This is a genomic window from Pseudomonas spartinae, from assembly GCF_965197125.1.
GTDB lineage: Bacteria > Pseudomonadota > Gammaproteobacteria > Pseudomonadales > Pseudomonadaceae > Aquipseudomonas > Aquipseudomonas composti_A.
The window spans coordinates 308,452-321,863 of record NZ_CBDAMB010000003.1 but is presented as its reverse complement, the minus strand read 5'-3'; the positions used below and the strand labels follow the sequence as shown (position 1 = coordinate 321,863).

The 13,412-nt window shown below is 63.2% G+C and carries 11 protein-coding genes and 1 pseudogene; 4 read left to right on the top strand and 8 right to left on the bottom strand.

Annotated elements, in window-relative coordinates; all coding sequences use genetic code 11:
• Positions 1 to 74 precede the first annotated feature (74 nt).
• The 4 genes from htpG (at position 75) to ACN8M7_RS08850 (ending at position 7,687) form a co-directional block, all read left to right on the top strand.
• A complete protein-coding gene (gene htpG, locus ACN8M7_RS08865) occupies positions 75 to 1,973 on the top strand; it encodes a molecular chaperone HtpG (protein WP_490260517.1) in 1,899 nt (632 codons plus the stop codon).
• 136 nt (positions 1,974 to 2,109) lie between these two features.
• Positions 2,110 to 5,802 carry a PAS domain S-box protein gene (locus ACN8M7_RS08860; protein ID WP_490260516.1) on the top strand — a complete coding sequence of 1,231 codons (3,693 nt, stop codon included), beginning with the start codon at positions 2,110 to 2,112 and terminating at the stop codon, positions 5,800 to 5,802.
• Positions 5,799 to 6,803, top strand: a complete 1,005-nt coding sequence (locus ACN8M7_RS08855) for an HD-GYP domain-containing protein (RefSeq protein WP_490260515.1) — start codon at positions 5,799 to 5,801, stop codon at positions 6,801 to 6,803. The genes ACN8M7_RS08860 and ACN8M7_RS08855 overlap by 4 nt, the downstream gene beginning before the upstream one ends.
• A gap of 95 nt (positions 6,804 to 6,898) precedes the next feature.
• Positions 6,899 to 7,687 (top strand): dienelactone hydrolase family protein, encoded by a 789-nt coding sequence (locus ACN8M7_RS08850; RefSeq protein ID WP_490260514.1) that lies wholly within the window; start codon positions 6,899 to 6,901, stop codon positions 7,685 to 7,687.
• Positions 7,688 to 7,748: 61 nt separating this feature from the next.
• Here ACN8M7_RS08850 and ACN8M7_RS08845 read toward each other — a convergent pair whose 3' ends face one another.
• The 8 genes and pseudogenes from ACN8M7_RS08845 to ACN8M7_RS08810 form a co-directional block, all read right to left on the bottom strand.
• Positions 7,749 to 8,528, bottom strand: a complete 780-nt coding sequence (locus ACN8M7_RS08845) for a DUF4394 domain-containing protein (RefSeq protein WP_061239218.1) — start codon at positions 8,526 to 8,528, stop codon at positions 7,749 to 7,751.
• A 182-nt stretch (positions 8,529 to 8,710) separates the two neighbouring features.
• Positions 8,711 to 9,424 carry an anti-sigma factor gene (locus ACN8M7_RS08840; protein ID WP_061239219.1) on the bottom strand — a complete coding sequence of 238 codons (714 nt, stop codon included), beginning with the start codon at positions 9,422 to 9,424 and terminating at the stop codon, positions 8,711 to 8,713.
• The gene (locus tag ACN8M7_RS08835; protein WP_490260513.1) at positions 9,421 to 9,969 is read right to left on the bottom strand and encodes a sigma-70 family RNA polymerase sigma factor; all 549 of its coding nucleotides are present in this window, start codon (positions 9,967 to 9,969) and stop codon (positions 9,421 to 9,423) included. The genes ACN8M7_RS08840 and ACN8M7_RS08835 overlap by 4 nt, the downstream gene beginning before the upstream one ends.
• 119 nt (positions 9,970 to 10,088) lie before the next feature.
• On the bottom strand, positions 10,089 to 10,901 hold the full coding sequence (locus ACN8M7_RS08830; protein ID WP_490260512.1) for an XAC2610-related protein: 813 nt from the start codon (positions 10,899 to 10,901) through the stop codon (positions 10,089 to 10,091).
• Between the two features lie 54 nt (positions 10,902 to 10,955).
• The gene (locus tag ACN8M7_RS08825; protein WP_490260511.1) at positions 10,956 to 11,816 is read right to left on the bottom strand and encodes a pirin family protein; all 861 of its coding nucleotides are present in this window, start codon (positions 11,814 to 11,816) and stop codon (positions 10,956 to 10,958) included.
• Positions 11,813 to 12,214 carry an OsmC family protein gene (locus ACN8M7_RS08820; RefSeq protein ID WP_490260510.1) on the bottom strand — a complete coding sequence of 134 codons (402 nt, stop codon included), beginning with the start codon at positions 12,212 to 12,214 and terminating at the stop codon, positions 11,813 to 11,815. The genes ACN8M7_RS08825 and ACN8M7_RS08820 overlap by 4 nt, the downstream gene beginning before the upstream one ends.
• A gap of 57 nt (positions 12,215 to 12,271) precedes the next feature.
• A complete protein-coding gene (locus tag ACN8M7_RS08815) occupies positions 12,272 to 12,490 on the bottom strand; it encodes a PDC sensor domain-containing protein (protein ID WP_490260744.1) in 219 nt (72 codons plus the stop codon).
• Positions 12,491 to 12,835: 345 nt separating this feature from the next.
• A pseudogene (locus tag ACN8M7_RS08810) lies at positions 12,836 to 13,177 on the bottom strand (methyl-accepting chemotaxis protein); the annotation flags it as partial.
• Positions 13,178 to 13,412 lie beyond the last annotated feature (235 nt).

Sequence of the window (13,412 nt, the reverse complement as noted above, 5' to 3'; positions counted from 1 at the left end):
TAATCCAGCTGGCCCCATCTGTAGGTCATCCGCCGCCATAGCGGTTCCTGTCCTGCAGATGGAGTTAGAAGACCATGAGTGTGGAAACTCAAAAAGAAACCCTGGGCTTCCAGACCGAGGTGAAGCAGCTGCTTCACCTGATGATTCATTCCCTGTACTCGAACAAGGAAATCTTCCTGCGCGAGTTGATCTCCAACGCCTCCGACGCCGCTGACAAGCTGCGTTTCGAGGCGCTGGCCAAACCGGAGCTGCTCGAAGGTGGCGCCGAACTGAAGATCCGCCTGTCCTTCGACAAGGACGCCAAGACCGTTACCCTCGAAGACAACGGCATCGGCATGAATCGCGATGAGGTCATCGCGCACCTGGGCACCATCGCCAAGTCCGGCACCGCCGACTTCCTGAAGAACCTCTCCGGCGACCAGAAGAAGGACTCGCACCTGATCGGTCAGTTCGGTGTGGGCTTCTATTCGGCATTCATCGTCGCCGATCAGGTCGAGGTCTTCAGCCGCCGTGCCGGCAGCCCCGCCAGCGAAGGCGTGCATTGGTCGTCGAAGGGCGAGGGCGATTTCGAAGTTGCGACCGTCGACAAAGCCGAGCGCGGTACTCGCATCGTCCTGCACCTCAAGAGCGGTGAAGAAGAATTCGCCGATGGCTGGCGCCTGCGCAATATCGTCAAGAAGTACTCCGACCATATCGCGCTGCCCATCGAGCTGCCGAAGGAGCACCAAGGCGAGGACAAGCCGGCAGAGCTTGAGTGGGAAACTGTCAACCGCGCCAGCGCGCTGTGGACCCGTCCGCGTACCGAGATCAAGGACGAGGAATATCAGGAGTTCTACAAGCACGTCGGCCATGACTTCGAGAACCCGCTGGCCTGGAGCCACAACAAGGTCGAGGGCAAGCTGGAGTACACCTCGCTGCTCTACGTGCCGGCTCGTGCGCCGTTCGACCTGTACCAGCGCGAAGCGCCCAAGGGACTCAAGCTATACGTGCAGCGCGTGTTCATCATGGACCAGGCGGATCAGTTCCTGCCGCTGTACCTGCGCTTCATCAAGGGCGTGGTCGACTCCAACGACCTGTCGCTGAACGTCTCCCGCGAGATACTGCAGGCCGGCCCGGTCATCGACTCCATGAAGTCGGCGCTGACCAAGCGTGTGCTGGACATGCTGGAGAAACTGGCGAAAGACAAAGCGGAGGATTACCAGAACTTCTGGAAAACCTTCGGCCAGGTGCTCAAGGAAGGCCCGGCGGAAGACTTCGCCAACAAGGAGAAGATCGCTGGCCTGCTGCGTTTCGCTTCCACCGCGGGTGAGGGCGATGAGCAGTCGGTGTCGCTGGCCGACTACCTGGGCCGCGTCAAGGACGGTCAGGACAAGATCTACTACCTCACGGGTGAAAGTTACGCGCAGATCAAGAACAGCCCGCACCTGGAAGTCTTCCGCAAGAAAGGCATCGAAGTGCTGCTGCTCACCGATCGCATCGACGAATGGCTGATGAGCTACCTGACCGAGTTCGACGGCAAGCAGTTCGTCGACGTGGCTCGTGGCGACCTGGATCTGGGCAAGCTGGACTCGGAAGAGGACAAGAAGGCCCAGGAAGAAGTCGCCAAGGCCAAGGAAGGGTTGATCGAGCGCCTCAAGGGCGCGCTGGGTGAACAGGTCACCGAGGTTCGCGTGTCGCACCGCCTGACCGACTCGCCGGCGATCCTGGCCATTGGCGAGCAGGACCTGGGGCTGCAGATGCGCCAGATTCTCGAAGCCAGTGGGCAGAAGGTGCCGGATGCCAAGCCGATCTTCGAGTTCAACCCGGCGCACCCGCTGATCGAACGCCTGGATGCCGAGCCGGATGAGGATCGCTTTGCCGATCTGTCGCACATCCTGTTCGACCAGGCCGCCCTGGCCGCTGGTGACAGCCTCAAGGACCCTGCAGCTTACGTGCAGCGTCTGAACAAGCTGCTGGTGGAACTCTCCGCCTGATTGGCTACGCTGTAGAACAAGCCCGCTCCGGCGGGCTTTTCTATGGGCGCGATAGATCAGTGGGATTTGACAAGCGCAGCCCCGTCGTTTCAGATGCTGGCAATTGGCTGGCTTTTTGTCAGTACCCTGGGGTTGTATGTCGATCTTCGAGTTGTTCTTCATCATGGGTGCGGACCCGAGTGTCCTTGTGCTCAGTAGCTACGACACTCCGTTGGTGCTGTTATCGCTGGCGATTGCCGTGTTCGCCGCGGGCATGGCGTTGCAACTGGCCGGCGAAGCGCGCGACAGTTCGCATCCGGTCGCCAGGCAAATCACCATCCTCACCGGCTCGCTCGCCCTGGGCGGCGGTATCTGGTCCATGCATTTTCTTGGCATGCTCGCCTTTGAGCTGTGCGCAGCGGTGCGTTTCGATCTGGGTATCACCTTGTTGTCGATACTGCCGGGGCTGGCCGCATCTTGGGTCGCACTGAGCCTGCTGGCGCGACGTGACCTGAGCCCGCTGCAGCTGTGTGTGGGCGGCGTACTGGTCGGTGCCGGTATCGGCGCCATGCATTACAGCGGCATGGCCGCGATGCAGATGGCGCCGCTGTTGCGTTATGACCCCTGGATGTTCGCTCTGTCCATCCTCGTTGCCGTTGCCTTGGCCATTCTTGCGTTGTGGGTGTGCTTCGGCCTGGAAGGGCGCCTGCCGACGCCCTGGGCGCTGTTGCTCAGTGCCCTGGTCATGGGCCTGGCCATCAGTGGCATGCATTACACCGGCATGGCGGCGGCGCGCTTCGTTGGCTCGCCCGAGTCGGACGCTCCGATGAGCGTGATGGACAGCGGCTATATCGCCATCGCCATCGCGCTGTTGACCGTCGTCCTGACCGTCTTCGTGGTGGCAGTCAATACGCTGCTGCGCTACCGCCGCATCAGCCGCCAGCTCAAGGCCAGCGAGCAGCACCTGCGCTCGATATTCGATACGGCGCTGGACGCCATCATCACTGTCGACCACAGCGGTAGGATTTGCTCGGCCAACCGTGCGGTCTCCCGTCTGTTCGGTTGGGCACCGCAGGAGTTGGTCGGGTTACACATGCGCTCGCTGATGCCGCCCCGTTATGTCGATCAGGTCGAAGCGTTGTTGGCCGATTACCTCAGGACAGGGCGTCTGTCCCTGCCGGCAGGTGAGCAGGAACTGGCCTGCCTGACTCGCGACGGGGAAGAGAAGCCCGTGCGCATCAGCGTTGGCATCACACATGCGGGCAGCCGCCCGCTGTTCGTGGTGTTCGTGGCCGATATCAGTGAGCGCCAGGCCATGGAGACGGCACTGCGGGATAGCGAGCAGCAGTATCGTTCGCTGATCAGCAATATTCCGGGGGTGTCGTTTCGCTGCCTGCTCGATCGCGACTGGACCATGCTGTTCATCAGCGATGCGGTGCAGAGCCTGACCGGCTACAGCACCGAGGACTTCATCAGCCGGCGTTGTTCGATCGCCGACCTGTATCATCCCGATGACTATCAGCGAGTCGCCGACGAGGTGGTAGAGGCGGTCGAGCAGGGGCGCAACTACACGATCGAGTATCGTCTGTTCGACCGTGAGGGTGAGGAACACTGGATCTGGGAGAGCGGCAGTGCGGTCTGCGACGATAACGGTGTGCCGCGCTGGATCGATGGTGTGTTGCTCGATCAGACCGAAAGCAAGCGACGCAATGCCGAGTACGAGGGCAAGGTCACCGCGATCAGCAAGGCCATGGCACTGATCGAGTTCGATCTCGAGGGCAACATTCTGGCGGTCAACGATAACGCCCTGGCACTGTTCGATTACGAGCTCGAAGACGTGATCGGCCGCCACCACACCATGTTCTGTTACCCGGATCAGATCGCCAGCGACAGCTACCGCCAGGGCTGGGCCGATCTGCGCGCCGGGCACTTCCGCACCGGCGAGTATCGTCGCAAGGGCAAGGATGGGCGTGAGGTCTGGATCCAGGCCAGCTACAACCCGATCCTCGATACCGATGGCAAGCCGTTCAAGGTGGTCAAGCTGGCAACCGACCTCACGCCTCGTCGTGTGATGGAGCAGGAACTGCGTGCCGCCCGTGACCGTGCCGAGGCCGCGGCTGCCGCTCGTAGCAGCTTCCTGGCCAACATGAGCCATGAAATTCGTACGCCGATGAACGCCATCATCGGCTTCACCGAGCTGCTGCTGGAAACCCCGCTTTCCAGTGAGCAGCGTCGCCACCTCAGCACCGTGCAGCATTCGTCGCGCTCGCTGCTGGGGCTGCTCAACGACATCCTCGATACGGCCAAGCTCGACCGTGGCGCCATCGAATTGGAACAGCTTGATTTCTCGCTGCGCGAGCTGTGCGAGCAGGTGATCGCCAGCCAATGCCTGGCCGCCGAAAGCAAAGGCCTGCAGCTTTACCTGGACTACCCGCCGACGCTCAACGAGTTCTTCTGCGGCGACCCGCTGCGTCTGCAACAGGTCTTGACTAACCTGCTCGGCAATGCGGTCAAGTTCACCCTGCAGGGCGAGGTATGCCTGAAGGTGAGCGGCGAGCCGGGCGCCATGCGCCTGGCGGTGAAAGACACCGGTATCGGTATCGCAGCCGACCGTCTGGAAAAGATCTTCGAGCCCTTCGCCCAGGCCGATGCGTCGATGAGTCGACGCTTCGGCGGCACTGGGCTGGGGACGACCATCTCCCGCCAGCTGGTCGAATTGATGGGAGGTCGCCTGCGGGTCGAAAGCACCGAAGGGCAGGGCAGCTGTTTCAGCGTCGAACTACCGCTGTGCGCCGGTAAGCGCCGGGCGTCGCAGCAGCGTGCCGTGATGCCGCAGCTGGGGCCGTTGAACATCCTTGCAGCCGATGACGTGCCGCAGAATCTCGAGTTGTTGCAGTTGACCCTGGAGCATTTCGGCCATCGCGTGCACTGCGTCGGCGATGGTGAAGGCGCGCTTCAGGCCTTTATCGAGGAGCGCTTCGATCTGATCCTGATGGATGTGCAGATGCCGGGAGTCGACGGTCTGGAGGCTTCGCGGCGGATTCGTGAGCTGGAAGCCGCCGAGGCAAGAGAGCCGATACCGATCATTGCCCTGACTGCCAGCGTACTCGATCAGGATCGTCAGGCGGCACTGGATTCGGGCATGAATGGCTTCGCCTCGAAGCCGCTGGACGTCAGTGCATTGCTGTGGGAAATCGCCCGGTTGCTCGGCCTGACCGATGTACCCAGTGCCGTGGTCAGCGCCACTCGTGTTGCTGACGCCGGCCTGTTCGACTGGGTGCGTGGCGGCAACCTCTGGGGTGGGCCGTTGCGCATGGCTCGGGCGATCAACAGCTTCATCGGTGAACAACATGAGCTGGTCGAGCGTCTCAGCCAGCTTCTGGCCGCGCGCGACTGGCGTGAGGGCGAGGCGCTGGCGCACCGGCTGCACGGCGCCGCCGGCAACCTGGCGATGGCCAGCCTGGCAAGCCTGGGGCAGTCGATCGAGCGAGCGTTCCAGGCACAGGACGAGCAGGCTCTGCCTGCATTGCTCGCGGAGCTCGATCAGACCTTGCAGACGGTCAAGGCGGTGGTCCCGCAGGTGCCCGAGGTTAGCTCTGCGGTCCAGAGCCCGACTGCTGACTTGTCTTCGCTGCGTGAACAGGCCGGTCAGCTGCGTCATGCCCTGCAGCGTGGCGGCCTGGACGATGAGACCCTGGCGGCCATGGAGTACGCTGCTGGGGGAACAGCCTACGCTGTAGCCCTGAATGATATGCGCCAGGCGCTGGATGACTTCGATTTCGATCAGGCCCTGGTCGTGCTGGATAAACTGCTGTTGCAACTGCATGACGAGGACACGACCCCATCATGAGCCTGGCTGCCGATACCCGTCCGCTGTTGCTGCTGGTCGACGACGAGCCCACCAACCTGCAGGTATTGCGTCATATCCTGCAGGAAGACTATCGCCTGCTGTTCGCCAAGGAGGGTGCCCGCGCACTGGAAATGGCCGAGCGCGAGCGACCTGACCTGATTCTGCTCGACGTGATGATGCCGGGCATGACCGGCTATGAGGTGTGTGAGCAGCTCAAGGCCAACCTGCTGCTGAAGGCGATCCCGGTGATCTTCGTCACTGCCCTCGGTGATGTCGACGATGAGGCGCGTGGCTTCGAGGTCGGTGCGGTGGACTACATCACCAAGCCGGTGAGCCCGCCCATTGTGCGGGCGCGGGTGCGCACCCACCTGTCGTTGGTGCGGGTTGACGAGCTGAGGCAGACCCGTCTGCAGATCGTTCAGCGCCTGGGCATGGCGGCAGAGTACAAGGACAACGAGACGGGCTTGCACGTCATCCGCATGAGCCACTTCTCCAAGGTGCTGGCACTGGCCGCAGGATTCAGCGAGAGCGCTGCCGAGGAACTGCTCAACGCCGCGCCAATGCATGACGTCGGCAAGATCGGTATTCCCGATGCTGTACTGCGCAAGCCAGGCAAGCTCGATGAGCAGGAATGGCAGGTGATGCGCCAGCATGTGGAAATCGGCGCGCGGATCATTGGCGAACACAGTTCGGGGTTGTTGCGTACGGCGCAACGGATTGCCCTGTCTCACCACGAGAAGTGGGACGGCAGCGGCTATCCCAACGGTCTGAGCGGTGAGGACATTCCCCTGGAAGGCCGCATCGTGGCAATCGCCGATGTGTTCGATGCGCTGACCAGCGTGCGCCCTTACAAGCAGGCATGGACAGTAGAGGCCGCGGTCGACTTCCTGCGTGAGCAGAGCGGTCGCCACTTCGATCCGCGCCTGACCGAACTGTTCATCGATTGTCTGCCGGAGATTCTGCGCATCAAGGAGCTTTGGGCCGAGCAACCTGCTGCTTGAAATCTTCTGTCTAACACCCGAGTGCGGGTGATTTGGCCATTGTCGTCAGCGCGGCTATTGTTAGGGGCCTAGCATTACCAAGGGCAGGCCCGATCATGCAGAAGAAGACACTGGTTCCCCTGTTATGCGCGGCCGTCGCCGGCCTCGCCGATGCGGCTGTCGTGACCAAGCCGATTTCCTATGAGATCGATGGCGAAGCCTTCGAGGGCGTGTTGGTTTATGACGACTCGGTGACCACGCCGCGCCCTGGTCTATTGGCCGTTCCCAACTGGATGGGCGTCAACCCGGACACCGTGACCAAGGCGGCGCGCGCCGCTGGCGACAAGTACGTGGTGTTTCTCGCCGACATGTACGGCAAGGCCATTCGCCCGAGCAATGCTGACGAGGCCAAGGCGGCCGCGACGACGGTGCGCAGCGACCGTGCCTTGATGCGCAAGCGTGCCCAGGCGGCAGTCGAAGTGCTCAAGGCGCAAAGTGGAGAGGTGGCTCTGGATCTGAGCAAGCTGGGCGCCATCGGCTTCTGTTTCGGTGGTGGAACCGTGCTGGAACTGGCCCGTTCGGGCGCGCCGCTGAAGGGGTTCGTATCCTTCCACGGCAATCTGGATACGCCTGACCCGGCCGATGCGAGGAACATCAAGGCACCGGTACTGGTGCTACATGGGGCGGATGATCCGGCGGTGCCGCAGAAGCAGGTTGACGGATTCGTCGCTGAAATGAAGGCCGCCAAGGTGGATTGGCAACTGGTCAGCTACGGCGGTGCGGTGCATTCGTTCACCAATCCCAAGGCCAACGTGCCAGGGCGCAATCAGTACCACCCAGTGGTGGCCGCGCGGGCGTTCAAGGCGATGAACGATCTGTTCGATGAAGTATTCGCCGAGCAGTGACTGCGGTTTTACCGCACGTTAAACGAAAGGCTGCGCCTATTGGGCGCAGCCTTTTTTCATCTTACTTCGCGGGCATTACGGCGATGTCGATGATGCCGTCCGGCAGGTCGGCGATATCGCCCAGGGTGGTGGGCTTGCCGCTGGCCAGATCCAGCTGGTGCAGGGTCTTGCCGGTCAGTACGTAGGCGGTGTTGCCACCCTTGCCGTCGCTGAGGATGTCCATGGCGGCAGCCTTGAGGCCGTCGGCGACCTTGCCGACCAGTTGCTGCACGCCATCATTTGGCGGGTTCTGCAGCATCAGGCTGCTGTTGGCCAGGTCGATGTTGTAGAGCGCCGTACTCTTCGTGCCGGCGTAGGAGTTGGTGTAGGCGCCGGCAACCACCTGGGGCTGCTTGCCTGCGTAAGGGCCGTCGGCAGCGTAAGCCTGCTTGCCGTCTACCGCGACTTCGCCGGTGTCGACATTCACTCGCAGGTTGGTGCCGTCCGGGCTCATCAGGCGCAGGCGGTCGGCCACCGGATTGAAGTCGACCACGGCCTGGCCGCTGCCAGGCAACGCGGTTTGCAGCTTGCTGCCTGCAGTTGCTTTGCCGCTGGCTGTGTCCAGGGTGTAGAGCTGATCGGTGCCGCTGAGGAGGTAGACCTGGCCGCTGGCCGGGCGCACGTCCAGACCGCGCAGATCGCTGGCGCCGCTGACGGCCATGTTGCCGGTGACCTTGAGGCTGGCGACATCGACCTTGAACAGCTTGCCATCGGCGCCCAGCGCAAGCAGTTCGGTGGCGCTGGCGGCGCCTGCGCTCAGGGTCAGCAGGCTGGCGGTGCAGAGGGTAGTGATGCGTTTCATGGTTGTTCCTCATAAAAGGTTTCAGCATCGATGCGAAGCCGGTAGGCCGGCTTCGCAGGTGCCTCGACGAAACACCTGTGAGCTATACCCGCGAGGAACGGGGTTGGATGTCGGCGGATGAAAATATTTTTTGGGGGGACCAGCTGTGTGAAAGATTGCCGGCCAGGTGGCCGGCAATCTTTTCAGTTGGCGCTGGCCAGTACGGCGCGGCCGATATACAGCACCGGGCCGCTGGGGCGGTTGTAAGGCGAGCCGCCTTCTGGTTCGAGGGTCAGCTCGAACAACTGCCCAGGCTGCACGGCGCCGATCTGCTCGGCAGGCAAACGCAGCGGCTGTCCGGCTTCGACCAGACCCAGCGAGCGTGGCCCGTCTGCCGGGTCGATCAGCGTCCAGAATTGCAGGGCGCGCCCTTCAGGCACCTGGTCGGCAACCAGCGGATCGAGCTGCAAGGTGCCGTCGCGGCTGACCTGAATGACCCAACCCGGTCTGGCCGCCTCGCCCGGCTGCTGCAGCACCACGGTGTAGCGCTCGCCGGCGATGTCCGGTGCCCGCAATAGCGGCATCAGCACGGCGACCAGCAGCGCCACGGCCAGCGCGGCTGCGGTCAGGCGCCAGGTCAGCAGGCTGTTCCACCAGTTGGCCAGGGGGCTGGTACGTGACTCATCTTGCAGGCCCAGGCTCTGCCGAATACGGGCCCAGAGTGCCGGGGAGGGCGCTTGTGCCGGCAGTTGGTCGCTCAGCTCGAGAAAATGCCGCTCCCATTCCAGCGCCATGCGCGCGGCCTGTTCATCGTCTTCGAGCAACTGGCGCACCTCGGCGGCTTCCTGCTCGTCGAGCAGGCCGAGCAGGTATTCGCCTATCAGGGCGCGGCGTTCTTCGGGATCGTGGGTAATCATGCTTGCAGACACTCCTGCAGCGCGCGCAGGCCGGCGCGGATACGGCCTTTGATGGTGCCCAGCGGTGTGCTCAGGCGGCTGGCGATCTGTTCGTGGGTCAGGCCCCGGTAGAACGCCAGGAGGATCGGATGGCGGCGTGGTCTTTCCAGGCGTTGCAGGCAGCGACGCAGCAGGCGCTTTTCGGATTGCTCCAGCGCCTGGGCTTCAGCCTGCGGGCTGTCGTCCAGCACGCGTTCGATGAAATCATCGTCCACTTCTGCATGACGGCTGCCACTGCGAAGGGCGTTGAGTACGCGGTAGCGCAGGATGCTGTGCACCCAGGCGCGGCCGCTGCCCAGTTCGCGTCGAAAACGCGCGGCGTGCTGCCAGATGCGCACGAAGGCGTCGTGCAGACAGTCCTCGGCGATATCGCGCCGGCCCAGCATGCTGATGGCCAGGCCGAGCAGTTGCCCGGCCTCTTGCCGATAGAGCGCCTGGAAGGCACGTTCGTCGCCGTGTGCGCAAGCTTCCAGGGTGCTTTCGTAATCGAAATCGCGATCTGCCATGGGTCATCCGTTGGCCTGAAAAATCCGCATGCAGCTTATACCCGGCTACTGTGCTTCTGGATCACGCACAGGTAACAAAAAACTGCGAAGGCGTTGCGGCGTACTCAAAGGGTAGGGTTTCAGGGCTGAGCCTGGGCGTAGGCCTGGTCGAGTGAAACCCAGCGCTCCAGCGGCCCCTTGCGTGAGGCGTAGCGAATCAGCAGCCAGTTGCCTTGCTGATCCAGCACTTCGCAGACGTCCCCCTCGATCAGATAGGCCTTGCTGCGACTGGCGTGGTCCGGACGCTGGTGGAGGTAGAGGCGTGAGCTGGGCACTGTCCAGGTCAGGGGCCGATCATCGTCGTCGAGGGCGCGGCTGGCGATGATGTTGCCCTCAGGGTCGAGGGTCCTCTCGAAGACGGCAAAGAACACGGGAGCATCGGGGTCGTAGTCGTGGCGCACCTGCAGCGTCTTGTATAGCCACGGGACGCCGGACTCATCGAAACGGTAGGCGTCGTAGTACCAGCGCGGCCCGCTGCGGCAGTGGCTGTAGAGAGCTCGCTCCTCATTATTGGGCTGCAGCTCAGATAGCCATGAGCAATTGACGCGTTCCATCAACGCTGGCGGCATCTGCAACCGCTCGAAGCGGTGCTGGGCCGGGCGGTAGAGGTAAAGGTGGTAGGCCGAGTTGACCATCCCGACCGGAACTCGAATTGCCAGATCCGGGTGGCCGTCGAAGTTGTAGTCCTCGCTCTCGAAGCTCGGTGCCTCTGCATCGTTGCCTTCAGGGATGTTCAATTCGAGGCGGCTGCCGTCGGGTTGCTGCAGAAAATAGCGTTCGCCTTGCTGCTGTACCTGAGCATGCTGCCCAGGTTCAGGTTCGAAACGGGGCAGATCGGCCAGAGCCAGGTTGGGCAGCAACAGCAGGCCGGCGAGGTTGCGATACAAGGGCAAGAGGGCAGTCCTTTGCGAGTGACAGGCGCCGTTGCGCGCCTGTCCTTGATGGGTTCAGCGCGGCAGTTCGATGCGCGTGGTTTCGTCTGGCACTTGCGGCCAGTCACCAGCGGCCCAGCGTTGGCGCGCCTGGTCGATCAGCTCCGGGGTGGTGGCGACGAAATTCCAGTTTATCCGCCGCGGCCCGATGGGCTCGCCGCCGATCAGCGCCAGGTGGCACTCACCACAGGCGCTGAGCAGTGGCGTTTCGCCGGCGGCAATCACGGCCATGCTGTGCCTGGGCAGCACCTCGCCATCGAGTTCCGCTTCGCCAGCGATCAGGTACAGGGCGCGTTCACTGTGTTCGGCCGGAATCAGCAGGTTGGCCCCGGCAGCCAGGCGTAGATCGGCATACAGGGTCGGTGAACGAACCGGGACCGGCGACTGCATGCAAAAGCCGCTGCCGGCGATCAGGGTGATCTGCACGCCCATGGCGTCGCTACGCGGCAGCGAGTCGGCCGGGTGATGGCTGTAACTTGGCTCGCACTGCTCGTCGGCCTCTGGCAGCGCCAGCCACACCTGCAGGCCGTGCACCCGTTTGCGCTGGTCAAGTTGCTCGGGCGGCGTGCGCTCGACGTGGGCGACGGCGCGGCCTGCGGTCATCCAGCTGACCTCGCCAGGCTTCACCAGCTGATCGGAACCCAGGCTGTCCTTGTGCAGCAACTGGCCTTCGAACAGATAGGTGAGGGTGGACAGGCCAATATGCGGGTGCTGGGCGATGTTCATGCCGCTGCCGGCGGGGTAGTCCTGCTCCAGCATGTGATCGAAGAAGACGAAGGGGCCGATGCTGCGAAAGCGCGCCGAGGGCAGCGGCCGCAGGATCGGTTGCCCGGCGATGTCCTCGGCACGCGGGCGAATCAGTTGCAGCTCGCTCATGCCGAGGCTCCAGCCAGACGGGTTTCGACCTGGATGTCGGTGCTGGTCATCAGCTTGTGGATCGGGCACTTGTCGGCGACACGCAGCAGTTGCTGGCGCTGCGCGTCGTCCAGCGGACCTTTGAGCGACAGCTCGACGATCAGGCGGTAGTTGCCTTCGCGTTCTTCGCTGTCGTCACGCTCGACGCTGACGTCGATGCCCTCCAGTGGCAGGCCGCGCTGGCGCGCATAGAGCAGCAGGGTCATGGCCTTGCAGGTACCGAGCGAGGCGTCGAACAGATCGTGCGGATCGGGGCCGCCATCCTCGCCACCGAGTTCGGGCGATACGTCGCCGAGCAACTGGTGCGAGCCGATTTTGATCTGCTGCTGAAGACCCTTGCTGTTATGAATACGGATCATGGCGCTTCCCTGTAGGAGTGACGGCGATGCTCGTCAGCCTAGCCCAGGCAAGCGTGCTCATACCAGTGCCGACAGCCGCACGTCGGCGCCCAGCACACGCAACAGGCGGCCCTGACCGTCGACGATAGGTACCGACACGGTGAAACAGAAATCATCGGTTGCCGAAGAGCGGTAGACCTGAGTGATATGGCCTTGCATCTGTTCGACCACGGCGCGGAACCAGGGGCGCTGGCTCCAGTCGCGGCCACGGCAGCTGGCCGCCTCGTTGTGCGTCACATCACTGGCGAAGATGTTTTCGGATATCTGCACGCCGCGGTTGTCGACCAGGTAGAACAGCTCGAAACGGCTGTCGCGCGCCAGTGTCTCGGCGAGTAGCCGCTCGGCCGCCGTGACATCGCCAGCCAACTCGGCGCGTGTCGCCAACTGCTCGACACTGGCGCGCACGGCGGCGTGGATTTCCAGGCGGAAGTCGCCGAGACCGGCGAGCAGGCGATCTCCGTCCTCGCGAACAGCCTTGCTGTGATGGAGCACCTGACCGGCTTTGCCGAGCAACTCGCCGGCAACCTGGGCAATGTTCTGCACGTCGCCGTTGATCGAGCGCACGGCCTGGCCGATCTGCTCGGTGCCAGCGGCGATCTGGCCAACCTGGCCATCCAGGCGATCCATGGCCTGGCGTGTGCTTTCCAGCCCCTGGCTGACGGCGACAATGCCGGTGCGACCGTCAGCCACGGCCTGGTTCATGTGTTGGCCGGCATCGCCGAGCTGCTGCATGCCATCGCGGAAGCGTTCGATGATGCTGCTGACCTGGCCTGTGGCCTCGGTGGTATGCCCGGCCAGGCGACGAACCTCCTCGGCGACCACGGCGAAACCACGGCCATGTTCGCCGGCACGCGCCGCTTCGATGGCTGCGTTGAGTGCCAGCAGGTTGGTTTGCTGGGAGATGCTGGCGATGACGCCGATGACCTTGCTCACCTCATCGAGCTGTCCGGCCAGTTGCTGGATGACCTGACCCAGCTGCGCTTCGCTGGCATCGATCACTTCGACTTGGCGCAGCACGGCCTGGCCACTTTGCTGGCACTGCTGCAGGGTCGCGGAAACCTCGGCGGACAGCCGCGCCACCTCGCCTGCACCCGGCACCAGTTCAGCGTCCAGGGTGGTGGTGACTTGCTCGCTGGCGCTGGCGATCAGCTCCGAGGAC

Excerpts from the sequence above, each read along its gene's own strand:
- htpG (WP_490260517.1), top strand. The coding sequence starts at position 75 with ATGAGTGTGGAAACTCAAAAAGAAACCCTGGGCTTCCAGACCGAGGTG.
- ACN8M7_RS08860 (WP_490260516.1), top strand. The coding sequence starts at position 2,110 with ATGTCGATCTTCGAGTTGTTCTTCATCATGGGTGCGGACCCGAGTGTC.
- ACN8M7_RS08855 (WP_490260515.1), top strand. The coding sequence starts at position 5,799 with ATGAGCCTGGCTGCCGATACCCGTCCGCTGTTGCTGCTGGTCGACGAC.
- ACN8M7_RS08850 (WP_490260514.1), top strand. The coding sequence starts at position 6,899 with ATGCAGAAGAAGACACTGGTTCCCCTGTTATGCGCGGCCGTCGCCGGC.
- ACN8M7_RS08845 (WP_061239218.1), bottom strand. The coding sequence starts at position 8,528 with ATGAAACGCATCACTACCCTCTGCACCGCCAGCCTGCTGACCCTGAGC.
- ACN8M7_RS08840 (WP_061239219.1), bottom strand. The coding sequence starts at position 9,424 with ATGATTACCCACGATCCCGAAGAACGCCGCGCCCTGATAGGCGAATAC.
- ACN8M7_RS08835 (WP_490260513.1), bottom strand. The coding sequence starts at position 9,969 with ATGGCAGATCGCGATTTCGATTACGAAAGCACCCTGGAAGCTTGCGCA.
- ACN8M7_RS08825 (WP_490260511.1), bottom strand. The coding sequence starts at position 11,816 with ATGAGCGAGCTGCAACTGATTCGCCCGCGTGCCGAGGACATCGCCGGG.
- ACN8M7_RS08820 (WP_490260510.1), bottom strand. The coding sequence starts at position 12,214 with ATGATCCGTATTCATAACAGCAAGGGTCTTCAGCAGCAGATCAAAATC.